Origin of the sequence: Pantoea sp. ARC270 (genome assembly GCF_003236725.1) — a bacterium.
In the GTDB taxonomy this organism is placed as follows: domain Bacteria; phylum Pseudomonadota; class Gammaproteobacteria; order Enterobacterales; family Enterobacteriaceae; genus Pantoea; species Pantoea anthophila.
On the sequence record NZ_PUGA01000003.1, the window covers coordinates 63,296 to 84,028 of the forward strand.

General features: G+C 57.8%; 24 protein-coding genes. 14 read left to right on the forward strand and 10 right to left on the reverse strand.

The window, feature by feature from the left end:
• Window positions 1-98 precede the first annotated feature (98 nt).
• On the forward strand, window positions 99-332 hold the full coding sequence (locus CKF42_RS02505) for a DUF4060 family protein (RefSeq protein WP_009090450.1): 234 nt from the start codon (window positions 99-101) through the stop codon (window positions 330-332).
• 46 nt (window positions 333-378) lie between these two features.
• Here CKF42_RS02505 and anmK read toward each other — a convergent pair whose 3' ends face one another.
• The gene (gene anmK, locus CKF42_RS02510; protein WP_046101745.1) at window positions 379-1,500 is read right to left on the reverse strand and encodes an anhydro-N-acetylmuramic acid kinase; all 1,122 of its coding nucleotides are present in this window, start codon (window positions 1,498-1,500) and stop codon (window positions 379-381) included.
• Window positions 1,501-1,782: 282 nt separating this feature from the next.
• Here anmK and slyB point away from each other — a divergent pair, with 282 nt between their 5' ends.
• On the forward strand, window positions 1,783-2,250 hold the full coding sequence (slyB, locus tag CKF42_RS02515) for an outer membrane lipoprotein SlyB (RefSeq protein ID WP_009090452.1): 468 nt from the start codon (window positions 1,783-1,785) through the stop codon (window positions 2,248-2,250).
• A gap of 36 nt (window positions 2,251-2,286) precedes the next feature.
• On the opposite strand, the gene slyA is transcribed toward slyB, so the two are convergent.
• Window positions 2,287-2,724 (reverse strand): transcriptional regulator SlyA, encoded by a 438-nt coding sequence (slyA, locus tag CKF42_RS02520; RefSeq protein ID WP_009090453.1) that lies wholly within the window; start codon window positions 2,722-2,724, stop codon window positions 2,287-2,289.
• A 150-nt stretch (window positions 2,725-2,874) separates the two neighbouring features.
• Between slyA and CKF42_RS02525 the strand changes: the two genes are divergently transcribed.
• The 3 genes from CKF42_RS02525 to CKF42_RS02535 are packed head-to-tail and all read left to right on the forward strand — an operon-like array spanning window position 2,875 to window position 5,971.
• A complete protein-coding gene (locus CKF42_RS02525) occupies window positions 2,875-3,111 on the forward strand; it encodes a DUF1656 domain-containing protein (protein ID WP_009090455.1) in 237 nt (78 codons plus the stop codon).
• 5 nt (window positions 3,112-3,116) lie between these two features.
• Window positions 3,117-3,974, forward strand: coding sequence for an HlyD family secretion protein (locus tag CKF42_RS02530; RefSeq protein WP_009090458.1), 858 nt, complete (start codon window positions 3,117-3,119; stop codon window positions 3,972-3,974).
• Window positions 3,971-5,971, forward strand: a complete 2,001-nt coding sequence (locus CKF42_RS02535) for an FUSC family protein (protein WP_111207407.1) — start codon at window positions 3,971-3,973, stop codon at window positions 5,969-5,971. Before CKF42_RS02530 ends, CKF42_RS02535 begins: the two co-directional genes overlap by 4 nt.
• Here the strand turns inward: CKF42_RS02535 and CKF42_RS02540 are convergent, their stop codons facing one another.
• From CKF42_RS02540 to CKF42_RS02555, 4 genes are all read right to left on the reverse strand, one after another.
• On the reverse strand, window positions 5,972-6,439 hold the full coding sequence (locus CKF42_RS02540; protein ID WP_009090461.1) for a hypothetical protein: 468 nt from the start codon (window positions 6,437-6,439) through the stop codon (window positions 5,972-5,974).
• Between the two features lie 130 nt (window positions 6,440-6,569).
• Window positions 6,570-7,088 (reverse strand): superoxide dismutase family protein, encoded by a 519-nt coding sequence (gene sodC, locus CKF42_RS02545; protein WP_111207409.1) that lies wholly within the window; start codon window positions 7,086-7,088, stop codon window positions 6,570-6,572.
• Between the two features lie 83 nt (window positions 7,089-7,171).
• Window positions 7,172-8,068 (reverse strand): aldo/keto reductase family oxidoreductase, encoded by an 897-nt coding sequence (locus CKF42_RS02550; RefSeq protein ID WP_111207411.1) that lies wholly within the window; start codon window positions 8,066-8,068, stop codon window positions 7,172-7,174.
• A 66-nt stretch (window positions 8,069-8,134) separates the two neighbouring features.
• A complete protein-coding gene (locus CKF42_RS02555) occupies window positions 8,135-8,374 on the reverse strand; it encodes a DUF1289 domain-containing protein (RefSeq protein WP_009090473.1) in 240 nt (79 codons plus the stop codon).
• A 174-nt stretch (window positions 8,375-8,548) separates the two neighbouring features.
• Here CKF42_RS02555 and CKF42_RS02560 point away from each other — a divergent pair, with 174 nt between their 5' ends.
• From CKF42_RS02560 to rnt, 4 genes are all read left to right on the forward strand, one after another.
• On the forward strand, window positions 8,549-9,145 hold the full coding sequence (locus CKF42_RS02560) for a TetR/AcrR family transcriptional regulator (protein WP_111207413.1): 597 nt from the start codon (window positions 8,549-8,551) through the stop codon (window positions 9,143-9,145).
• A 50-nt stretch (window positions 9,146-9,195) separates the two neighbouring features.
• Window positions 9,196-10,293: an alkene reductase gene (locus CKF42_RS02565; RefSeq protein WP_009090476.1), complete on the forward strand. Its 1,098-nt coding sequence runs from the start codon at window positions 9,196-9,198 to the stop codon at window positions 10,291-10,293.
• A gap of 116 nt (window positions 10,294-10,409) precedes the next feature.
• A complete protein-coding gene (gloA, locus tag CKF42_RS02570) occupies window positions 10,410-10,817 on the forward strand; it encodes a lactoylglutathione lyase (protein WP_009090478.1) in 408 nt (135 codons plus the stop codon).
• Between the two features lie 119 nt (window positions 10,818-10,936).
• Window positions 10,937-11,605 carry a ribonuclease T gene (gene rnt / locus CKF42_RS02575; RefSeq protein WP_046101737.1) on the forward strand — a complete coding sequence of 223 codons (669 nt, stop codon included), beginning with the start codon at window positions 10,937-10,939 and terminating at the stop codon, window positions 11,603-11,605.
• Window positions 11,606-11,648: 43 nt separating this feature from the next.
• Here the strand turns inward: rnt and CKF42_RS02580 are convergent, their stop codons facing one another.
• Window positions 11,649-11,984 carry a Grx4 family monothiol glutaredoxin gene (locus CKF42_RS02580; RefSeq protein WP_179291196.1) on the reverse strand — a complete coding sequence of 112 codons (336 nt, stop codon included), beginning with the start codon at window positions 11,982-11,984 and terminating at the stop codon, window positions 11,649-11,651.
• Between the two features lie 365 nt (window positions 11,985-12,349).
• Between CKF42_RS02580 and CKF42_RS02585 the strand changes: the two genes are divergently transcribed.
• Window positions 12,350-13,138, forward strand: a complete 789-nt coding sequence (locus CKF42_RS02585; RefSeq protein ID WP_111207415.1) for a C40 family peptidase — start codon at window positions 12,350-12,352, stop codon at window positions 13,136-13,138.
• A 47-nt stretch (window positions 13,139-13,185) separates the two neighbouring features.
• On the opposite strand, the gene CKF42_RS02590 is transcribed toward CKF42_RS02585, so the two are convergent.
• On the reverse strand, window positions 13,186-13,275 hold the full coding sequence (locus CKF42_RS02590) for a YnhF family membrane protein (RefSeq protein WP_122983609.1): 90 nt from the start codon (window positions 13,273-13,275) through the stop codon (window positions 13,186-13,188).
• Window positions 13,276-13,556: 281 nt separating this feature from the next.
• Here CKF42_RS02590 and purR point away from each other — a divergent pair, with 281 nt between their 5' ends.
• The gene (gene purR / locus CKF42_RS02595; RefSeq protein WP_009090485.1) at window positions 13,557-14,582 is read left to right on the forward strand and encodes an HTH-type transcriptional repressor PurR; all 1,026 of its coding nucleotides are present in this window, start codon (window positions 13,557-13,559) and stop codon (window positions 14,580-14,582) included.
• On the opposite strand, the gene punR is transcribed toward purR, so the two are convergent.
• Window positions 14,579-15,484, reverse strand: coding sequence for a DNA-binding transcriptional activator PunR (punR, locus tag CKF42_RS02600; protein ID WP_046101735.1), 906 nt, complete (start codon window positions 15,482-15,484; stop codon window positions 14,579-14,581). The two genes, purR and punR, sit on opposite strands and share 4 nt — an antisense overlap.
• Window positions 15,485-15,590: 106 nt before the next feature.
• Between punR and punC the strand changes: the two genes are divergently transcribed.
• Together punC and cfa are read left to right on the forward strand one after the other, a co-directional pair.
• The gene (gene punC / locus CKF42_RS02605) at window positions 15,591-16,793 is read left to right on the forward strand and encodes a purine nucleoside transporter PunC (protein ID WP_111207419.1); all 1,203 of its coding nucleotides are present in this window, start codon (window positions 15,591-15,593) and stop codon (window positions 16,791-16,793) included.
• Window positions 16,794-17,101: 308 nt separating this feature from the next.
• Window positions 17,102-18,250, forward strand: coding sequence for a cyclopropane fatty acyl phospholipid synthase (gene cfa, locus CKF42_RS02610; RefSeq protein ID WP_111207421.1), 1,149 nt, complete (start codon window positions 17,102-17,104; stop codon window positions 18,248-18,250).
• 238 nt (window positions 18,251-18,488) lie between these two features.
• Here the strand turns inward: cfa and CKF42_RS02615 are convergent, their stop codons facing one another.
• Window positions 18,489-19,148, reverse strand: a complete 660-nt coding sequence (locus CKF42_RS02615; protein WP_009090489.1) for a riboflavin synthase — start codon at window positions 19,146-19,148, stop codon at window positions 18,489-18,491.
• Between the two features lie 208 nt (window positions 19,149-19,356).
• On the opposite strand from CKF42_RS02615, the gene CKF42_RS02620 reads away from it, so the two are divergent.
• Entirely contained in the window at window positions 19,357-20,730 is a 1,374-nt protein-coding gene (locus tag CKF42_RS02620) for an MATE family efflux transporter (RefSeq protein WP_111207423.1), read from the forward strand.
• The last annotated feature ends 3 nt before the right edge of the window (window positions 20,731-20,733 follow it).

Here is a 20,733-nt window from a genome sequence, read left to right on the forward strand (position 1 = left end):
CTGTGATTACCGATTTAGCAGTCAGATGTTCAGTGTTTAGGCCAGCGCAACGCGCCATGCGTGCGACGTGACTCCAGGGACAGCATTTGAGGAACTGAATGAAGCAAATCATCCGCGGTGATAAAGAACCCTCCCATATCCTGGCAGCAACCCGTGCGCTCGAAGCGCACTACGCCCGCTACGGAGAAGGCAACAAGTACCATCCCATCATCTACTCCATCGCCTACCGCAGCCGTTTTTATCAGGTCGAAGTCATTACCCGACGCGAAACCATGGTGGCAACCGTGATTACCGGCGTCCGTAACCTCACTCATCTCCCCGGTGCCGCCTGACGGTCACCCCTTACCCATCGGGGGCTGACCGCCCCCGGTTCGCAGGTTAACGCCGGTAGAGCGCATTGGCCGGATAGATGGCGCCAATCACGCTCTTCTCCCGCGCACCCGTTACCGCCGGCAGATTGCCCGGCAGCCCGGAGAGCGTGCGAAACGCCAGCCAGGCAAACGCCAGCGCCTCCATATCGTCACCGCTGATACCCGCCGCATCGGTGGTGGTCACTTCGGTGCCGGGAAGATGAGCAGCCAGGCGCGCCATCAGCAGCGGATTGCGGCTGCCGCCGCCGCACACCAGCAGACGGTCACAGCCATCGTTGAGCAATATCTGCTGGGTGATGGTGATGGCGGTCAGCTCCACCAGCGTCGCCTGCACATCCTGCGGAGCCAGCCCCGGGAAATAGCGCAGATGCTGCTCCAGCCAGCCCAGATTAAAGTGCTCGCGCCCGGTGCTTTTGGGTGGCGGAAGCGCAAACCAGGGCTCCCTTAAGAGCGCCTCCAGCAGCGCCGGAACCCGCGTGCCGCTTCGCGCCCACTGCGCATCTTTGTCATACGGCAGGCCCTGATTCCGCCAGATCCAGGCATCCAGCAGCATATTCCCGGGACCGGTATCAAAACCCCGCACCGGCTGCCCCGGTATCAGCAGCGAAAGGTTGGCGATGCCGCCAATATTCAGCACCATGCGGCGTTCCGTGGCATCCATCAGCAGGGCCTGATGAAAAGCCGGCACCAGCGGCGCGCCCTGCCCGCCCAGCGCCATGTCACGGCGACGGAAATCGCCCACCACCGTGACGCCGGTCGCCGCCACAATCTGGTTGTTGTCGCCAATCTGCAGGGTGTTGGGCGCGTCGCTCTGCGGCTCATGCCAGACGGTCTGACCATGACAGCCAATCGCCGTGATATCGCTGGCCTCAAGGGATTCGCGCTTCATCAGCGTGACGACCGCCTCGGCAAATAGCTGGCCGAGACGGGTGTCCAGTTGCCCCAGCTGCGACAGCGTCAGGGATTGTCCCTGACAAATCGCGAGGATCGCCTGGCGAAGCCCGGCGGGGATAGGATGCGAATAGCTCGCCTGCTGAGCCACCATATTTTCGTCAATGGCCGCCAGCACCACATCCACTCCATCCAGGCTGGTGCCTGACATTACTCCGATATAGCGTCCTGATTTCATAGCCATTCCTTACATCCGGCGGGAGGTGCAATTTATCTGCGGCTAGCCTGACAAATTACACCCGCTAATTCTATGATTAATTTGTTTTTATCCAAATGTGCTGACCGGTAACGCCGCGGGACTATTTTTGATCCACGATTGAATTATTGTTGATCTTACATAGTCTATGCTTCGTTCAACCGTGTTTTATTCGGACAGGGATTAATTTGCCAGGTTTGTGTCTTATACTGTGAGCAGGATACAGCGGTAAACGTGGCGCCTTCTCGACTAAAGGAGTTTCAGATGATTAAGCGTGTAATTGTGGTCGCTCTGACCGGTGTCATGCTGGCAGGTTGTAGCAATACCAGTACGCTGTCGGGTGATACCTACAGTGCCAGTGAAGCCAAGCAGGTGCAGAGCGTCTCTTACGGTACGTTAGTTTCCGTTCGCCCGGTGAAAATCCAGGGTGGCGATGAGAGTAACGTTATCGGTGCCATCGGCGGTGCCGTGCTGGGTGGCTTCCTGGGTAACACGATTGGCGGCGGCGCAGGTCGTAGCCTGGCGACAGCCGGTGGTGCGGTACTGGGCGGCGTTGCGGGCCAGGGCGTTCAGGGCGCAATCAATAAAACCGATGGCGTTGAGCTGGAAATCCGCAAGGATGATGGCAACACCATCATGGTGGTTCAGAAACAGGCCGCCTCACGCTATTCCGTTGGCCAGCGTGTCGTGATGGCCTCTAACGGCAGCCAGGTCACCGTTTCACCTCGCTGAGATAGCAAAAAAAACCGACGCCTGGGCGTCGGTTTTTTATTTCTCTTTGTTCTGCAGTTCGAGAATGTTTTTCTCAAGCCGGGCGATAAGCGTCACCATCTGGCTGATCTCTTCCCGACTGATGCCGGACAAAATGTCGTCCCGCGTCTCATCAATCACGCTCTCCACCTGCTCAATGATAGGCTCCGCCTGCTGCGTGAGTTTGATGCGCTTGGCGCGACGATCGCTGGCACAGGTCGAGCGGGTAATTAACCCTTTTTCTTCCAGCTGATCCAGCGTGCGGACCAGGGAGGGCTGTTCAATGCCAATCGCCTTGGCTAACTGGATCTGCGACTGTTCGGGCGGCAGTTGATGAATATTGTGCAGCGTCACCCAGTGAGTCTGAGTCAGCTCAAGCGGCTTCAGCCGCTGATCAATCAACGCGCGCCAGATGCGCACCAGGCGAGATAAATCCGTTCCGAGGGGCGTATCCATTTCATCTCCTTATAATTAGCTTGCTAGCTATCAAGCCAGATTCTACACTATTCTGCGAGTTTACAGGACAAATTACAAATCCCGGGCCAGGCCAGGAAATCGCGGCAGCGCTCTCCCCCTGCCGTTTGGGTTAACGAGGGATGTTATCACGTGCTCACCTCCGCTTTTTCAGGCGCGAAACCGCTGACCGATCTGGTCGTGGGCGCCTCACTGTTTTTTCCGCCGATATTCAAGGCGGTGCTCCTTGGCTTCTTTTTCTGGCTGCTGATCCACCCCCTGGTGCGCGGCTGGATCTACTCCGGCGACGTCTGGCATCCCACCCTGTTTGATCTCTCCCTGTTTGTGCTGTGCGTTACCGCCGCACTCTGGCTCATCGGTCACGGATAATCGATATGAAATTTAACGCGGTAAAATATTTTTCCACCCTCATCGTCTTCGCCCTGGCGCTGCTGGCGGGGGGCTGGCTCTGGAACTATTACATGCAGTCCCCCTGGACCCGCGACGGTAAGGTGCGGGCAGAGCTGGTGGATATTACGCCTCAGGTGTCGGGCCGGATTGCTCAGCTCAGCGTCACCGATAATCAGTTTGTCCATCAGGGCCAGCAGCTGCTGACGCTCGACCCGGTGCCGTGGCAGATTGCGCTCGACAACGCCGCCGCCCAGCTGAGCAAAGCGCAGGCGGATCTGGCGAAAGCGCAGCATGAATTTAACCGGCGCGCTCATCTGCCGCGTAACATTATCTCTGCAGAAGATCTCGATGCGGCGCGCCTCAGCGCCGGGGCCGCGGCTGCCAGTGCCAAAGCGGCGCAGGCGGAATGGGAGCGGGCACGCTGGAACCTGCAGCAGACGACGCTGACCGCCCCGACAGATGGCTGGATCACCAATCTGACGCTGCGGCCGGGCAACTATGCCGCGGCGGGAACGCCCCTGTTTGCGCTGGTGGACAGTCACTCTTACTACGTGATGGGCTATTTTGAAGAGACCAAGCTGCGCCATATTCATCCGGGCGCCGCGGCACAGGTGGTGCTCTACAGCAATGGCGCGCAGCTGCAGGGCCAGGTGGAGAGCATAGGTCGCGCCATTTACGACCAGAGCATTGAGACGGACAGCGGTCTGGTGCCCGATATCAAACCCAATGTGCCCTGGGTACGGCTGGCGCAGCGGGTGCCGGTGCGCATTCGTCTCGACCCGCTTCCGGCACACACTGAGCTGATTGCCGGTACCAGCTGCACCATCTCCATCCAGCCATGAATATGCAGTGGCTGGCCTGGGATCAGCTGCCCTGGATTAAGGCGACGGGTGGACAGTGGCGCTACGCGTTGCGCAACGCGATATCAATGTGTCTGGCGCTGAGTATCGCCTACGGTCTGGATCTCGATGAACCTTACTGGGCGATGACCTCTGCCGCCGTCATCAGCTTTCCCACGGTCGGCGGGGCAATCAGTAAAAGCCTCGGCCGCATCGCCGGCAGCCTGGTCGGGGCGAGCGCCGCCCTGCTGATTGCCGGTCACACGCTGAATGAACCATGGCTGTTCACCTTTGCCATCGCTGGCTGGCTGGCGCTCTGCACCGGCATTGCCAGCCACTATCAGAATAATGTCGCCTACGCCTTCTCCCTGGCCGGTTATACCGCCGCCATCATCGCCTTCAGCAGCGTCAATATTACGGACATTACCGCATTGTGGACCATCGCCCAGGCGCGCGTCTGCGAAGTGATCTCCGGCATCCTCTGCGCCGGATTGATGATGATGGTGCTGCCGAGCACTTCCGATGGTGAGACGCTGATTACCTCGCTGAAGCAGATGCACGCCCGGCTGCTGGAACATGCGGTCCTGCTGCTACAGCCTTCCGCCAGTGAGGGGATCCGCACCGCGCATGAGACGGTCATCAGCCAGATCCTGACCATGAATCTGCTGCGCATTCAGGCGTTCTGGAGTCACTATCGCTTTCGCCGCCAGAACAACGTCCTGAACTACGTGCTGCACCAGCAGCTGCGCCTCACCAGCGTGCTCTCCAGTCTGCGCCGCATGCTGCTGAACTGGCCCGACGCCCCTGCCGCGCTGTTTGAGGCGCTGCAACAGCTGCTGGCGGAGCTGGCGAAACCGGACTGCGACAAATACCGGCTGGCACAGATCCTGCGCAGCGTGACACCGGCGGCGTCGGGGGACTATCGGCAGCGCGCATTCTCTCACCGGCTGCGCTACTTCTGCTGGATGTACCTCAATGTGCTGCGCTGGATCAGGCTGCTGGATCGTGCCGATGCGGATACCCGCTTTCAGCCTCCGCCGGTTCCGGCGCTGGCGCGCGACAGTGACAGTGCCGAAGCGGGCTGGAGCGCCCTGCGCACCTTCTGCGTTATCGTGCTGGGCTGCGCCTTCTGGATCAACACGCAGTGGTCTTCAGGCGCTTCCGCCCTGACTCTGACCGCGATCGCCTGTGTGCTCTACGCCTCTGCGCCCTCACCCGGCGGCAGCGTGACGCTGCTGCTGAAAACGCTGCTGTGGCTGTTTGCCTTCAGTTTTGTGATGAAGTTCGGCCTGATGGTGCAGATCAGCCTGCTGTGGCCCTTTTTACTGGTTCTGTTTCCGCTGCTGGTGACGCTGCAACTCTTTAAGTTACAGCAGAAACAGCGTGCCGGGATGTGGGGACAGTTCATCGTCTTTATGGGCTCGTTTATCGCGGTCACTAACCCGCCCGTCTGGGACTATCAGGCGTTCTTCAACGATAATATTGCCAAAGTGTGCGGGGTATTGCTTGCCTGGCTGGCTTTCCAGATCCTGCGCCCCAGCTCCGATGCCCGGCGCAGCCGACGGCATATCCGGGCACTGCGGCTGGCGTTCCTCGATCAGCTGCGGCGACAGCCCCGGCTCAGCGAAAGTCGCTTTGAATCGCAGATCTACCATCGCATCAGCCAGCTCAGTCACAGCCGGGATGAACAGGCGCGGGTCTGGCTGCTGCGCTGGGGGGTGGTGCTGCTCAACTGCTCGCATATTGTCTGGCAGCTGCGTGACTGGGATGCCGGTCCGGCGTCGCTGCTGCGGTTTCGCGATGAGAGCCTGCAGAATTTACAGCAGATTATCAGCAGCCGTGGCGTGCAGCACAGCTCGCTTGATCGGATGCTGCTGGAACTGGAGGAGACGATCGCCTCGCTGCTGGCGCAGGGCAGCAACGAGGCCAGTGAACTGGCGGGGATTATCTGGCGCCTGCGCTGTTCGCTGGCACAGCTGAAACAGGCGGTACCGGCCTGACTACTGACAATACTGCTGCTGCTGGCGGTTAAAATCGTCCTGCAGCTGTTGCAGCGTTTTGTGCCCCTCAAAACGGGTCTTATCCATCTCGGTCATCGGTTCGATCACCAGCGCTTTCTCATCCGGTGAGAAGATAAAGCGGCGCGTCAGTTCGCTGCCGGTGAAGCTCTGACCGTGAATGCCGCCGCACACCATGGTCATGGTGCGGCGATAAATCGTGGTTTCAGTGAAATTGGTTTCCGTGGCGCTGCGGAAGACCTGATCGCACCCCTTCGCTTCCAGCCTGCGCACCGTGCTGCGGCTCAGCCATTCGCGACCTTTGGCAATCTTTTCGCAGGTGACACGCATCGGGCTGGTATCAATGGTGCGCTGAAGCTCCCGCCCGGTTTCAGTAACCAGTTGCGTATCATTGGGTTTATCGCATCCCACCAGCAGCAGACTCAGCAGTAATGCGCCCTTGAATTTCATGTTCCTGCTCCTTTCCCCATCACGCTTTCGTACCTGAATCAATATCATAGGGGGGAAATGCAGGGGATGGTACAACAATTAATAAACACGCAGGAGAAAAGCGGGCGGCTTGCATGGGCCGCCCGGAAATTCAGATAACGCCGCAGGCGTAACGTGCCCCGCCACCGCCCAGCGGTTTGGGATGGTCGGCATGGTTGTCACCGCCGACATGGACCATCAGGGCTTTGCCTTTAATCTCACTCAGCGACTTCAGTCGTGGTGCCAGTACCGGATAGGTGGCGTTACCCTGGTCATCAACATAGACCGCAGGCAGGTCGCCCAGATGCCCTTCCGCATACGGCCCCAGATGTTTGCCGGTGTTAGCCGGATCGAGATGCCCGCCGGCCGCCCCGGCAGCCACCACTTTGCCCTCAGACTCGCCCGGCTCACAGCTGCCTTTGGCATGGACATGGAATCCATGAATGCCCGGCGTCAGCCCTTTCAGATCCGGTGTGAACTTCAGACCATACTCTGTCTCATCAATCTTTACGGTGCCCAGCGATTTCCCTATGCCCTCAGCGGTGACCTGATGAACCGTCACCTGTTCACTGGCGGCGTGGGCTGACCCACAGGCGATCAGCGCGAATAGCGCGACTGCTTTCATTTTCATGATGACTCCGTTTGCATACCAGGGTGTGCAATAAGTCTGGTCGCTGTTGCGCTACTCTGCTGAAAATTGACGCAGTTTTACGCTCAGGGCACATCGTAGCCCAGCGCGGCCTTACGAATGCGGAACCACTGCTGACGTGACAGCGTCACGCTCAGCGCACCGACCGCGTCGCTGACCCGCGCCGTTTTGCCCGACCCGATGATCGGCAGCGGACGCGACGGCAGCATCAGAATCCAGGCATAGACCACCTGATCCAGGCTGCTCGCCCCGGTCTCCTGACGCACCCGCTCCAGTTCATCGCGCAGTGGCTGGAAATGGGGATCGTTAAACAGGCGACCGCCCCCCAGACAGGACCAGGCCATCGGCCGGATACGCAGTTGCTGACACTGATCCAGCGATCCATCCAGCAGTCCGCTCTGCTGCACAGGGGAGATCTCGAGCTGGTTAGTGACCAGCGAGAACGGCAGGCGGGACTGCAGCAGGGAGAACTGGGCCGGGGTAAAGTTGGAGACGCCAAAGTGCAGTACCTTGCCGCTCTGGTGCAGAGCCATAAAGGCATCGGCGACCTGATCCGCGTCCATCAGCGGATCGGGACGATGGATCAGCAGCAGGTCGAGACGATCGGTGTGGAGGTGACGCAGCGAGTTTTCTGCGCTCTGGACGATATGCTGTTTATCGGTGATGTAGTGACCAATCTGGTTTTCCGGGCGGGCACGGGTAGCGATGCCGCATTTGGTCACAATCTGCAGCCGATCGCGCAGGCCGGGGGCCAGCTTCAGCGCCTCACCAAACGCCGCTTCACACTGATAGTCACCATAGATATCGGCGTGATCAACGGTGGTAATACCGAGGCTGAGGTGATGCTCAATAAATGCGAGCCGCTCCTGAGGCGACATGCCCCACTCCATCAGACGCCAGTACCCCATAACCAGCGGTGAAAAATCGGGCCCCTGCAGAGCAATGGCTTGCGGTTGTGACATGACGATCTCCCTGTTGCACGTTGGCTGACATTAGCGTGTCAGAGTATAACGGAAAGCGCCAGGCCGTCAGAATAACTCCGGCTGCTGCGGTGCGGGTGGCTCCTCGCCCTTTTGCTGGCGCAACAGACGCTGACGCCGCATCTGGCACAGGCGAATCACCTCGCGCTTCTGGGCATCACTGAAGCGCAGCCAGTTAAACCGCTCATCACGGCTGCGTAAACATCCCAGGCAGTAGCCGCGCGCATCGCTCTCGCAGATGCCGCGACAGGGGCTGGGAACCGGGAAAAACTCAAGCTGCTCGGCCACTACGTCTCCGGAGTTACAGAATAACCAGTCAGAGTAACAGCGTAGCCTGGTTGCACAGGAAATGAGCCTCAGCCGGTCACAATAATCGGGTTGTCGCACGAACGGGTGAACACTCTGTGCCATCGTGTGGGCCGATCGTTGCAACCGACCGACTGGTCTACTACTCTCAGTGCCATGAATAAGACGCCACAACGCAACGAAACCCGCGAGCACCTGCTTCAGACAGGTGAGCAACTCTGTCTGCAACGCGGGTTCACCGGAATGGGCTTAAGCGAACTGCTGTCACAGGCGGCCGTACCGAAAGGCTCCTTCTACTATTACTTCCGTTCCAAGGAGGCGTTTGGCGTGGCGTTACTGGAACGCTACTTTGCACGCTTCCTGCAGGATGTGGAATTACAGCTCAGCCGGACGGATGGCACCCCGCGCGAACGCCTGCTCAGCCACTTCCGTTTAGCGGTCGATCTGTTCGTTCAGCAGGGCCACATTGTGGGTTGCCTGGGCGTGAAAGTCTCTGCGGAAGTCTGCGATCTCTCTGAGCCGATGCGCGATGCCCTGCAGCAGGGTGCGGCGAAAATCACCGCGCTCTATGCGCGGACGCTGACTGAGGCGGTGCAGCAGGAGTCGCTGAACCTGCCGCAGCCGCCTGCACAGATGGCGGAGTTGCTGTCGCTGCTCTGGCTGGGTGCCAGCCTGCAGAGCAAAATTTCCCGCGAGGCGCAGCCCCTGCGCCTCGCACTGAGTACCATCGAACAGTGGCTAGAACGCCACTGATTTTTAAAAAACGTGTTTGTAGACGACTGGTCTACTAATCAGGAGCTATTATGGCGAGTACCCAGCTGTTTCGTCCGCTGAAAGTTGGCGCAATTACCGTCCCAAACCGCGTCTTTATGGCACCGCTGACCCGTCTGCGCAGCATTGAGCCAGGCGATATTCCGACGCCGATGATGGCGGAATATTACCGTCAGCGCGCCAGCGCCGGTCTGATCATCACCGAAGCCACGCAGGTCTCTTTCCAGGCTAAAGGCTATGCCGGTGCGCCGGGTTTACATACGCAGCCGCAGATTGCGGCGTGGAAACGCATTAACGAAGGCGTCCATCAGGCGGGCGGCCACACCGCCGTGCAGCTGTGGCACACCGGTCGTATTTCCCACAACAGCGTTCAGCCGGAAGGTAAAGCCCCGGTCGCCCCGTCGGCGATTGCGGCGGGTACCCGAACCTCACTGCGTGCTGAAGATGGCAGCGTCTACCGCGAAGAGACCTCAGAGCCACGCGAACTGACGATTCCTGAGATCCAGCAGATCGTGGCCGATTTCGGTCAGGCGGCTGCGAATGCGCGTGAAGCGGATTTTGACCTGCTTGAGCTGCACTCGGCACACGGTTACCTGATTCATCAGTTCCTGGCCCCGGATTCCAACCAGCGTACCGACGAATATGGCGGCAGCATCGAAAAACGCGGTCGTTTCGCGCTGGAAGTGGTGGATGCGGTCATTGCAAACTGGTCAGCCGATCGTATCGGTATCCGCGTTTCGCCGATCGGCAGCTTCCAGAATCTGGATAACGGCCCGGATGAAGAAGAAGCGGCGCTGTGGTACATCGGCGAGCTGGCGAAACGCAACATCGCCTACCTGCACCTTTCAGAACCAGACTGGGCCGGCGGCAAGCCTTACACGGATGCCTTCCGTCAGAAAGTACGTGACCTGTTCCCGGGTGCGATTATCGGTGCCGGTGCCTACACGGTCGAGAAAGCGGACGATTTGATTGGTCGCGGTCTGATCGATGCCGTCGCGTTTGGTCGCGACTACATCGCGAACCCGGATCTGGTTGAGCGTCTGCAGCAGGATGCTCCTCTGAATCCTCAGCGTCCGGAAAGCTTCTATGGCGGCGGCGCGGAAGGCTACATCGACTACCCGACACTGTAAACCTGTCTGGCTGCCGTCCGGGACGATGACGGCGGCCATTATTCAATGGCGATTTTCATCGCTATACTTAGCGCCTGGGTCATCCGGCGATGGCGTTTTACTTCAAAGAGGATGTTATGCGTTTACTACATACCATGCTGCGCGTTGGCGATCTGCAACGTTCAATTGATTTCTACACCCGTGTGCTGGGCATGCGTGTGCTGCGTCAGAGCGAAAACACCGAATATAAATATACCCTGGCTTTTGTGGGCTACACCGACGAAAGCGAAGGGGCGGTTATCGAACTGACCTATAACTGGGGCGTGGACAAGTATGATCTCGGCAACGCCTATGGTCATATCGCGCTGGGCGTGGATGACGCGGCTGCCGCCTGCGAACGTATCCGTCAGAATGGCGGTAACGTGACGCGTGAAGCGGGCCCGGTGAAGGGTGGCTCCACCATTATCGCTTTTGTTGAAGATCCGGACGGCTACAAAATCGAGCTGATCGAAAACAAAGATGCCGGTAAAGGCCTCGGCAACTGATCCTGCCGCCAGCCTGCCCTCCCGGGCGGGCTGAATCCCCTTCTCTGCGCTTCATCTGCTGCACCCGGCCCCGTTTTTTGCCATAATGCGCGCTGCCCTTTTCCTGCAACGAGATCCTGATGTCTGAATCGAATTCCCCTAATGCACTCAATCAACGTTTCCGTGGCTTCTATCCGGTGGTCATCGACGTGGAAACCGCCGGTTTCAACGCACAAACCGATGCGTTACTGGAAATTGCCGCTATCACGCTGAAAATGGATGAAGAGGGATGGATTCAGACAGACCAGACGCTGCATTTTAACGTCGAACCTTTTGTCGGATCGCTGCTGCACCCTGAAGCGCTGGCCTTTACCGGTATCGATCCCGGCAATCCGCTGCGCGGTGCCGTCAGTGAATATGAAGCGCTGCACGCCATTTTTAAAATGGTGCGTAAGGGGATCAAGGACAGCGGCTGCAATCGCGCCATCATGGTGGCGCATAACGCCACGTTTGACCTGAACTTTATGTCTGCGGCGGCTGAACGTGCCAGCCTGAAACGCAACCCGTTCCACCCCTTTGCCACCTTTGACACGGCAGCCCTGAGTGGGCTGGTGCTGGGTCAGACCGTGCTGGCGAAGGCGTGTATCGCTGCGGGAATGGAGTTCGACAGCAGTCAGGCACACTCGGCGCTGTATGATACGCAGCAGACCGCAACCCTGTTCTGTGAGCTGGTAAACCGCTGGAAACGGTTAGGTGGCTGGCCCCTGCCCTTTGCCGAAGGCGATGCAGACGCCAGCGCCTCCGTCTGAGGAATGCCACAATGAAAAAGGCCGACATTGCGTCGGCCTTTTTTTATTCTGCTTCTTTAAATTTTTCTGCGGTCTCTTTAATCAGCGACTGCAGTTCACCACGCTGTAACATCTCAACGATGATGTCGCATCCACCGACCAGTTCACCGTCTACCCACAGCTGCGGGAAGGTTGGCCAGTTGGCGTACTTTGGCAGCTCTGCACGAATGTCCGGGTTCTGCAGAATATCCACGTAAGCAAAACGCTCACCACAGGCTGACAGTGCCTGCACCGCCTGTGCAGAGAAGCCGCAGCTTGGCAGCTTCGGAGAACCTTTCATGTACAGCAGGATCGGGTTTTCTGCGATCTGGCGCTGAATTTTTTCTACAGTACTCATAATTGCCTTCCTTAATTCGTCACTTCGTGTTTGTTTATTGTAGCGACTTCGCAGCGTGACTGAAAACGAGATTTTGATCGCTGCCTGCTGAAATCGCCATCCTGGTTAAGTCATGACAGGCACAGCGTGAATTTCTGATTATTAACAGCCGGTAACAGATTAATAATTCGTAATAATTTCGTTGATATAAGACGCTGAAAATGTTCATTTTCAGCACAATCGCGTGGGTTGCAAAGATTAACAATAAAAGGCATTACAGTTTTTAAAAGAACTGGACTAGAATGGCTTCGGCGCTGATCCTGGATCAGATTAATCTCAACTTTGTCGCGGTGCGTAGTGGCCCTGACAACTTAACTACTTAATGGACTATGCGTTTAATCATTACGCTTTTTATGCTGGCCTTTGCGCAACTGTTCTTCAACATCGCCGCCGCGTCTCCGCACGCTCCGGTGAACGTCAGTACGCATAAAGCAGAGAAAAAGAGTGCGCGCGAGGATGAGCGCCGCAAACGTCGCGTGGTGAAAACTACGACAAAAAAAACCCGTCTCAGCCCGGTTCAGAAACTCAAAACGAAAAAACAGAAAAAAGTTGAACTGACCGCTAAACAGATACCTGCCAAAAAAACCTCGCTTAAGACCGCCCGACTCAGCACCAAAGAGAAAAAACGCTACGGCCACCAGCGCCTGCTGAAAAACGCCGATGCCAGCGAGACCGGCACCATTAAAATGAGCAAATCTCACCGTCAGCGCTACCAGAAAGCGCGTGAAACGGCGATGACCAAGCTCATGGGCCAGCTGGGCAAACCTTATCAGTGGGGCGGCACCTCCCCCCACACCGGCTTCGACTGCAGCGGTCTGGTCTGGTACGCCTATAAAGATCTGGTGAAGTTTAAAATTCCGCGCACCGCTAACGAGATGTATCACCTGCGTGACGCTGCCCCTATCAAACGTGAGTCACTGGAAAAAGGCGATCTGGTCTTCTTCCGCATTAATGGCCGCGGAACCGCGGATCACGTCGGGGTTTACCTGGGTGACGGCAAGTTTATTCAGTCACCGCGTACCGGCAAAGATATTCAGATCAGTGCGTTAGGGGAAGATTACTGGCAGCGTCACTACATTGGTGCGCGTCGTGTAATGACGCCGAAAACCATTCGCTGAGCTGATGCAGCGTCAGAAAAAAGCCGGGAGAAGTCCCGGCTTTTTTATCAGTGCAGTACAGCGGTAAAACTAAAGGCCACAATCATCAGCAGGCAGCCGACAGTGGTCATTAACGCCAGTTTAAGATCGGTACTCATGGGTTGCTCCTTAACCATGTAATCATTGTGGTTACTCTATTTTCCCACAGCCGTGGGTAAAAATCTCGTTTTATCCGTTCAGCCTTGTTAGAATCCCGCCCTTGTTGCGCAACGCGCGCAGCCCTGATTCCGTTTGCGCACTTTTTCAGGCATTTATTCTCCGTCGGCCGCCGGTTTAATGCGCCATAGCACGGCATTTTTGCGGAAAATACCCTGAGCAGACGCAAACGTTTAACACTACGCTTATCATACAGTTAGATAAGTCCTGGAGTCCGATTTTCATGGCAACAATTAAAGATGTGGCAAAACGCGCTGGCGTCTCCACGACCACGGTTTCGCACGTCATCAATAAAACCCGCTTCGTGGCTGAAGAGACGCGCGATGCGGTCTGGCAGGCGATCAAGGAACTGCACTACTCGCCGAGCGCCGTGGCGCGCAGCCTGAAGGTGAATCACACCCGGACGCTGGGGCTGCTGGCCACCTCCAGCGAAGCGCCCTATTTCGCTGAGATTATCGAAGCGGTCGAGAATCACTGTTTTGACAAAGGCTATACGCTGATTCTGGGGAATGCGCATAACGACCTGCAAAAACAGCGCGCCTACCTCAGCATGATGGCGCAGAAGCGCGTCGATGGCCTGCTGGTCATGTGCTCTGAATACCCGGACGACCTGCTGCAGATGCTGGAAGAGAACCGCAATATCCCGATGGTGGTGATGGACTGGGGCGAGTCGCGCGCCGACTTCACCGATACGGTGCTGGATAACGCCTTCCAGGGGGGCTATCTGGCGGGACGCTATCTGATTGAGCGCGGCCACCGCGACATCGGCGCCATCCCCGGTCAGATGGAGCGTAACACCGGGGGCGGACGCCATGCCGGTTTCCTTAAGGCACTGGAAGAGGCGGGCATTCAGCCGCGCGCCGAGTGGATTGTGCAGGGTGACTTTGAGCCGGAGTCGGGCTACCAGGCGATGCAGCAGATCCTGTCGCAGAAGCAGCGCCCCACGGCGGTGTTCTGCGGTGGCGACATCATGGCGATGGGGGCAATTTGCGCCGCTGACGAGATGGGTCTGCGCGTTCCGCAGGACATTTCGGTGATCGGTTATGACAATGTGCGCAACGCGCGCTATTTTGCGCCTGCACTGACCACCGTCCATCAGCCCAAGGCTCAGCTGGGTGAGAAGGCGCTGGATATGCTGCTTGATCGCATTACCAGCAAGCGCGAAGTGTCGCAAACGATTGAAGTCCATCCCACGCTGATTGAACGCCGTTCAGTTGCGGATGGTCCGTTCCGCGACTATCGCCGTTAATCCTCGCTTAACCACTCCTGGTTAAGCGTTTGCGCATCACCCAAATAGCTGAGTAACCAGCCTGTTGCCGGTGATGCGCGATCCTCTGCCCAGCTGACACAGCAGGGGCTGTCCGGAAACGCCTGCGGCAGCGTCAGTTCCACCAGCGCGCCGCTGTCGAGCAGTGGCCGGGCCAGATGGCCCGGCACCATCGCCACGCACAATCCCGCCTGCACACACTCCAGCCCGGTTTGCCATTCCGGCACCACCAGCCTGCGCTGATTGTCCAGCGTCCACGTCATGCGCCGCGGCAGCGCCCGTGACGTATCCTCCAGCACCAGCGACGGCCAGTGACGCAGCGTGTCATCATCAATCCGGGTCGCCTGCGTCAGAGGATGGTCGGGTGCAACCACGCAGCGCCAGTTGAGCTTCCCCATATCCCGGAACGCAAACCGTCCGCCAACCGGTATCGCCTGGGTCGCGCCAATCGCGACATCGACCCGGCCATCGGCCAGGGCATCCCAGACCCCGTTGAAGACCTCATAACTGATGTGCAGCTCCATGTCCGGAAAGTGGCGATAAAAATCTTTAACCAGCTGCCGGGTACGCTGCGGTTTGGCGATGCGATCAACGGCAATGCTTAGCTGTCCGCGCCAGCCGTTAGCCAGCTGCTGACACTGCTGCCGGGTTGCGAGCATTTTTTTGATGACGCTGCGCCCTTCCCTGACAAAATGCTCCCCCGCCGGGGTTAGTACCACTTCACGGTGCTGACGCTCAAACAGCGGCACCGCCAGCCAGCTCTCCAGCTGGCGAACCGTATAGCTGATGGCAGACGGCACCCGATGTAACTCCTGCGCGGCGGCGCTGAAACTGCCCCCGCGTGCAACCGCGTCAACCACTTCCAGTGCATACTCTGACCACATAATCTGCCTTCAAAAATTTTAACAGCAACCGGCAAATATTACCGTTTCACAGCCGCAAACGCACCTTTTACACTCTGCCGCGTTTACCCTGCAAAATGAGAATCTGATGTTGTCGAATAAAGGATTTATGCCCTACCTCGCTCTGCTCAGCATGCTGGGCTTTTTAGCCACCGATATGTACCTGCCCGCCTTTGGCGCAATGCAGGAGACGTTCCGCACCTCGCCCGGCCTGATCAGCGCCAGCATGAGTCTGTTTCTGGCTGGCTTCGCCTGCGGTCAGCTCTTCTGGGGCCCGCTCTCCGATCGCATCGGCCGTAAACCCGTGCTGCTGGCCGGGCTGGCACTGTTCGCCGCTGGCTGTGCGGGCATGCTGTGGGTGAACGATATCTTTCTGATGCTGGCGCTGCGCTTCATTCAGGCGATTGGTGTCTGTGCTGCCGCCGTAAGCTGGCAGGCGCTGGTCATCGACCGCTATCCGGCCGCGCGCGCCAGCAAAGTGTTCGCCACGATTATGCCGCTGGTGGCCCTCTCACCGGCGCTGGCACCGCTGCTCGGGGCCTGGCTGATCGGCCATTTCCACTGGCGTTCGATTTTCCTGGTGCTGACCCTGATTGCGGTGGCGCTGATTATTGTCACGCTGCGTCTGCCCGCGGTGAAACCCGCTCCGCAGGAGAAAGGGGCACAGCCGGGTTTCTTCACGCTGCTTAAATCCCGCGTCTACAGCGGTAACGTACTGATCTATTCCGCCTGCTCCGCCAGCTTTTTTGCCTGGCTGACCGGCTCACCCTTTATTCTGGCGGGCCTGGGCCTTTCCCCCGCCGATATTGGCCTGAGCTATCTGCCACAGACGCTCGCCTTTTTAATCGGTGGCTTCGGCTGTCGCGCCCTGCTCAACCGCTTTAACGGCGCACAGCTGCTGCCCTGGCTGCTGGGGGTCTACAGCCTGAGCATTCTGGCGCTGTTTGCGGTCGCGCTTTCGGGTCAGGGGACGCTACTCAGCCTGATGGTGCCGTTCTGCGGAATGGCGCTGGCTAACGGAGCGATCTATCCGATTGTGGTCTCCAGTGCGCTGATGCCCTTCCCGCACGCCACCGGCAAAGCCGCCGCGTTGCAGAATACGCTGCAGTTAGGCCTCTGCTTCCTCGCCAGCCTGGCAGTGTCGGCGGGATTAACCCAGGCACTGCTGACCACCACGCTGATCATGACAGTGACGATTCTGCTCGCCCTGATCGGATACGTCATGCAGCGCGCCGCAAGCGCACAAACTGTTGTTGCCACTGCGCAACCTGCCTGCCAGGATAATCATTAAGACGCTAACCTTTTAGTTAGCGCCCTAACAATAAGTCATTGAATATTGACCCGCGTGAGAATATACTCATCCGGGTCAACAAATCTGTAATAAATCAACAATATAATAACGTAATAATCTGATTGGCACGCTGTTGCCGGGACGGTATTCGTACGCGTTATTCCCTCTTACCGGCCCTGCTTCAGCCTGTTCCAGTCCTCTGTATCTTACAGATAATCGGTTTGCGGAATCCTCCGTGACGTTTCTCAATGCCTGACGAATTGGCTATTCTTTGTTCAGGTTCAGATTGGACAGGTGGTGGAAAAGCTATGAGTTCATCTTACGCAGAAGCAGTGACTCCTGAAGATAATCATTGGTATCGCATCGTTCACGAACTGCTGGAAAAAGCGGACATCGAAATAAATGGCTCACGTCCATGGGATATCCGCATTCATCATCCCGGTTTTTTTAAGCGTGTTCTGCAGGAGGGATCGCTGGGGCTGGGCGAAAGCTATATGGAGGGATGGTGGGACTGCGACCGTCTGGATATGTTCTTCCACCAGGTGCTTAAACATAAACTGGATCAGCAACTCCCGCACCATTTCAAAGATACCCTGCGCATCGCCGCCGCCCGCTTAACCAACCTGCAGTCCCGCAAGCGGGCCTGGATCGTGGGCAAAGAGCACTACGATCTCGGCAACGATCTTTTTACACTGATGCTTGACCCCTACATGCAATACTCCTGTGGCTACTGGAAAGAGGCCACGACGCTGGCGTCGGCGCAGGAAGCCAAGCTGGATATGATTTGTCGTAAATTAGCGCTGGAACCCGGGATGTCGCTGCTGGATATCGGCTGCGGCTGGGGCGGACTGGCGGAATTTGCCGCACGTCATTATGGCGTCAGCGTGCATGGCGTGACCATCTCCGCCGAGCAGCAGAAGCTGGCGCAGCAGCGCTGTGAAGGGCTGGATGTGACGATTCTGCTGCAGGACTATCGCGATCTGAACGAGCAGTTTGACCGCGTGGTGTCGGTCGGTATGTTTGAGCATGTCGGGCCTAAAAACTACGCGACCTATTTCGACGTGGTCGATCGTAATCTTAAGCCTGACGGGATTTTCCTGCTTCACACCATCGGCGCGATTAAAACCGATATGCGCGTTGACCCGTGGATCGATAAGTATATTTTCCCGAACGGCTGCCTGCCTTCGGTGCGTCAGGTGGCCGATGCCAGCGAGCCCCATTTTATTCTGGAGGACTGGCACAACTTTGGTGCAGATTACGACAGGACGCTGATGGCATGGCATGAACGCTTTTTGCAGGCCTGGCCTCAGCTGGCTGAGAGTTATGGCGAGCGCTTTAAGCGTATGTTCGCCTACTATCTCAACGCCTGTGCCGGTGCATTCCGCGCGCGCGATATTCAGCTGTGGCAGATCGTCTTCAGTCGTGGCGTAGAGGGGGGATTGCGCGTGGCGCGGTAGAGGAGCCGGTTGCGCCGCAAGGCCTGCCGAAGTCAGACCCGCGTTAACCGCAACGGAGAAGCTAAAGGCGCAGGGAACAGGGTCAGAAGAGGAAAGCGTCACGCGCCAGGGAGGGCGCGTGTCGAGCGTGTCAGGGATGACGGCTTTTGCGTCTTTCCGATCTGACCCTGTTTCCTGTGCAGGTGCAATCTCACAGCGAATCGGGTCAGCGGTTCAACAGGCGCTGTCACGCCTGATATTAACTCTCTGCGGCAGGTTGCCCGGTCAGCGCGCTCATGGCTGCCGCAGCATCACGCTGGGCGAGCACGCGCTCCACGGTCTCGACGATGGCCTGAGTGTGTGGATCGATCTCAATATTGACCCGCTGTCCAAAGGTCTTCGCTCCCAGCGTGGTGCGCTCCAGCGTTTCCGGGATCAGATAGACGCAGAACTTCGTTCTGGTCACATCCCCGACCGTCAGGCTGATGCCGTCGATACCGACGAACCCTTTATGCAGAATATATTTCATCTGCGCCGGGTCCTGGATTTTAAACCAGACTTCGCGGTTATGTTCTGACTGGATAATTTTGCAGATCTCAGCCGTGGTCATAATGTGGCCCGACATCAGATGCCCGCCGATTTCATCGCTGAATTTTGCTGCCCGCTCGATATTGACCACGTCGCCCTCACGCAAATCGCCGAGGTTCGTCACCCGCAGCGTCTCTTTGATCAGATCAAAGCTGACGCGATCGCCGTCGATTGCCGTCACGGTTAAGCAGCAGCCGTTATGCGCGACGGATGCGCCCAGCGCCAGACCCGGCAGGAGTTCTTCCGGCAGCCGGACAGTATGGGTACGAAACAGCTCTTTCTCTTCGATGGACACGATCTCTGCCATGCCCTGCACAATTCCGGTAAACATAATCTTTGCCTCTGAAAATCCGACGTTTGTGCCAGTTTACCACAGCTCAGGCCCGCTGTTAGATTTCAGCCCCTGCCACGGCGTTGAGTCAGTGCAAACCGCATTGTGTGACAAAGATTGGCGAATGGGGTTACGCCAGTTACACTAACTCACGAAATTCCCCGGGCTTTTTGCCCCTTTTCTTTCCTATAACTCGTCAGGTGTTAACGTGCAGAAGTATTTAACAGAAGCGCGTCAATTGCTGGCCCTTGCGATTCCGGTCATCCTTGCTCAGGTGGCCCAGACCGCAATGGGATTTGTGGATACCATTATGGCCGGCGCCGTCAGCGCCACGGATATGGCCGCCGTTGCTGTCGGCACCTCTGTCTGGCTTCCGGCCATCCTCTTTGGTCATGGTCTTCTGCTTGCATTGACGCCCACCGTTGCGCAACTCAACGGTTCAGGTCGCCGCGAACGCATCGGTGAACAGATTCGCCAGGCATACTGGCTCGCCTTTTTTGTCTCCCTGCTGATTATGGTGCTGCTGTGGCACGCGGGTTACCTCATCCGCGCAATGCACGATATTGATCCCCGGCTGGCCCTGAAGGCAGAAGGCTATCTCCATGCCCTGCTGTTCGGCGCACCCGGCTACCTCTTCTTCCAGGTGCTGCGCAACCAGTGTGAGGGATTGTCGAAAACCAAGCCGGGTATGGTGCTGGGCTTTCTCGGCCTGATGTTTAACATCCCGCTCAACTATGTCTTTATTTATGGTCACTTCGGGATGCCGGCACTGGGCGGGGTGGGTTGTGGTGTGGCAACCGCTTCGGTCTACTGGGTAATGTTTATCTGCATGCGCTTCTGGGTGCGCCGGATGGGTTCGATGCGTGATATCCGCATGGAGAGCCGCTGGTCGCCGCCTTCGCGTGTCATTCTCACCCGCCTGATGGCGCTGGGATTGCCGGTGGCGCTGGCGCTCTTTTTTGAGGTCACCCTGTTTGCCGTGGTGGCGCTGCTGGTGTCGCCGCTGGGCATCGTCAATGTCGCCGGCCACCAGATCGCGCTGAATTTCAGTTCACTGATGTTTGTGTTACCGCTGTCGCTGGGTGTCGCGACCACTATCCGCGTCGGCTACCGCCTGGGTCAGGGCTCCACCGAGCAGGCCCGGGTCGCCGCGTGGACGGCGCAGGGTGTCGGCATCAGCATGGCGGCGCTGACCGCGATTTTTACCGTGACGTTCCGTCACCAGATCGCCCTGCTCTACAACGACAATCCTGAGGTGGTAACGCTAGCCGCACAGCTGATGCTGCTGGCGGCGATTTATCAGTTCTCCGATTCGATTCAGGTGATCGGCAGCGGCATTCTGCGCGGCTATAAAGATACGCGATCCATTTTCTTCATCACCTTTATTGCCTACTGGCTGCTCGGTCTGCCTGCCGGGTATCTGCTGGCACTGACCGACTGGCTGGTGTCGCGTATGGGACCTGCGGGCTTCTGGTGCGGTTTCATTATCGGCCTCACCTCGGCAGCGGTGATGATGATCTGGCGCATCAGACGCTTACAGCGTTCACCGGCGGCCATTATCCTCGCCCGCGCGGCGCGATAATCC

Excerpts from the sequence above, each read along its gene's own strand:
- CKF42_RS02505 (WP_009090450.1), top strand. The coding sequence starts at position 99 with ATGAAGCAAATCATCCGCGGTGATAAAGAACCCTCCCATATCCTGGCA.
- anmK (WP_046101745.1), bottom strand. The coding sequence starts at position 1,500 with ATGAAATCAGGACGCTATATCGGAGTAATGTCAGGCACCAGCCTGGAT.
- slyB (WP_009090452.1), top strand. The coding sequence starts at position 1,783 with ATGATTAAGCGTGTAATTGTGGTCGCTCTGACCGGTGTCATGCTGGCA.
- slyA (WP_009090453.1), bottom strand. The coding sequence starts at position 2,724 with ATGGATACGCCCCTCGGAACGGATTTATCTCGCCTGGTGCGCATCTGG.
- CKF42_RS02530 (WP_009090458.1), top strand. The coding sequence starts at position 3,117 with ATGAAATTTAACGCGGTAAAATATTTTTCCACCCTCATCGTCTTCGCC.
- CKF42_RS02535 (WP_111207407.1), top strand. The coding sequence starts at position 3,971 with ATGAATATGCAGTGGCTGGCCTGGGATCAGCTGCCCTGGATTAAGGCG.
- CKF42_RS02540 (WP_009090461.1), bottom strand. The coding sequence starts at position 6,439 with ATGAAATTCAAGGGCGCATTACTGCTGAGTCTGCTGCTGGTGGGATGC.
- sodC (WP_111207409.1), bottom strand. The coding sequence starts at position 7,088 with ATGAAAATGAAAGCAGTCGCGCTATTCGCGCTGATCGCCTGTGGGTCA.
- CKF42_RS02550 (WP_111207411.1), bottom strand. The coding sequence starts at position 8,068 with ATGTCACAACCGCAAGCCATTGCTCTGCAGGGGCCCGATTTTTCACCG.
- CKF42_RS02560 (WP_111207413.1), top strand. The coding sequence starts at position 8,549 with ATGAATAAGACGCCACAACGCAACGAAACCCGCGAGCACCTGCTTCAG.
- CKF42_RS02565 (WP_009090476.1), top strand. The coding sequence starts at position 9,196 with ATGGCGAGTACCCAGCTGTTTCGTCCGCTGAAAGTTGGCGCAATTACC.
- gloA (WP_009090478.1), top strand. The coding sequence starts at position 10,410 with ATGCGTTTACTACATACCATGCTGCGCGTTGGCGATCTGCAACGTTCA.
- rnt (WP_046101737.1), top strand. The coding sequence starts at position 10,937 with ATGTCTGAATCGAATTCCCCTAATGCACTCAATCAACGTTTCCGTGGC.
- CKF42_RS02585 (WP_111207415.1), top strand. The coding sequence starts at position 12,350 with ATGCGTTTAATCATTACGCTTTTTATGCTGGCCTTTGCGCAACTGTTC.
- CKF42_RS02590 (WP_122983609.1), bottom strand. The coding sequence starts at position 13,275 with ATGAGTACCGATCTTAAACTGGCGTTAATGACCACTGTCGGCTGCCTG.
- purR (WP_009090485.1), top strand. The coding sequence starts at position 13,557 with ATGGCAACAATTAAAGATGTGGCAAAACGCGCTGGCGTCTCCACGACC.
- punR (WP_046101735.1), bottom strand. The coding sequence starts at position 15,484 with ATGTGGTCAGAGTATGCACTGGAAGTGGTTGACGCGGTTGCACGCGGG.
- punC (WP_111207419.1), top strand. The coding sequence starts at position 15,591 with ATGTTGTCGAATAAAGGATTTATGCCCTACCTCGCTCTGCTCAGCATG.
- cfa (WP_111207421.1), top strand. The coding sequence starts at position 17,102 with ATGAGTTCATCTTACGCAGAAGCAGTGACTCCTGAAGATAATCATTGG.
- CKF42_RS02615 (WP_009090489.1), bottom strand. The coding sequence starts at position 19,148 with ATGTTTACCGGAATTGTGCAGGGCATGGCAGAGATCGTGTCCATCGAA.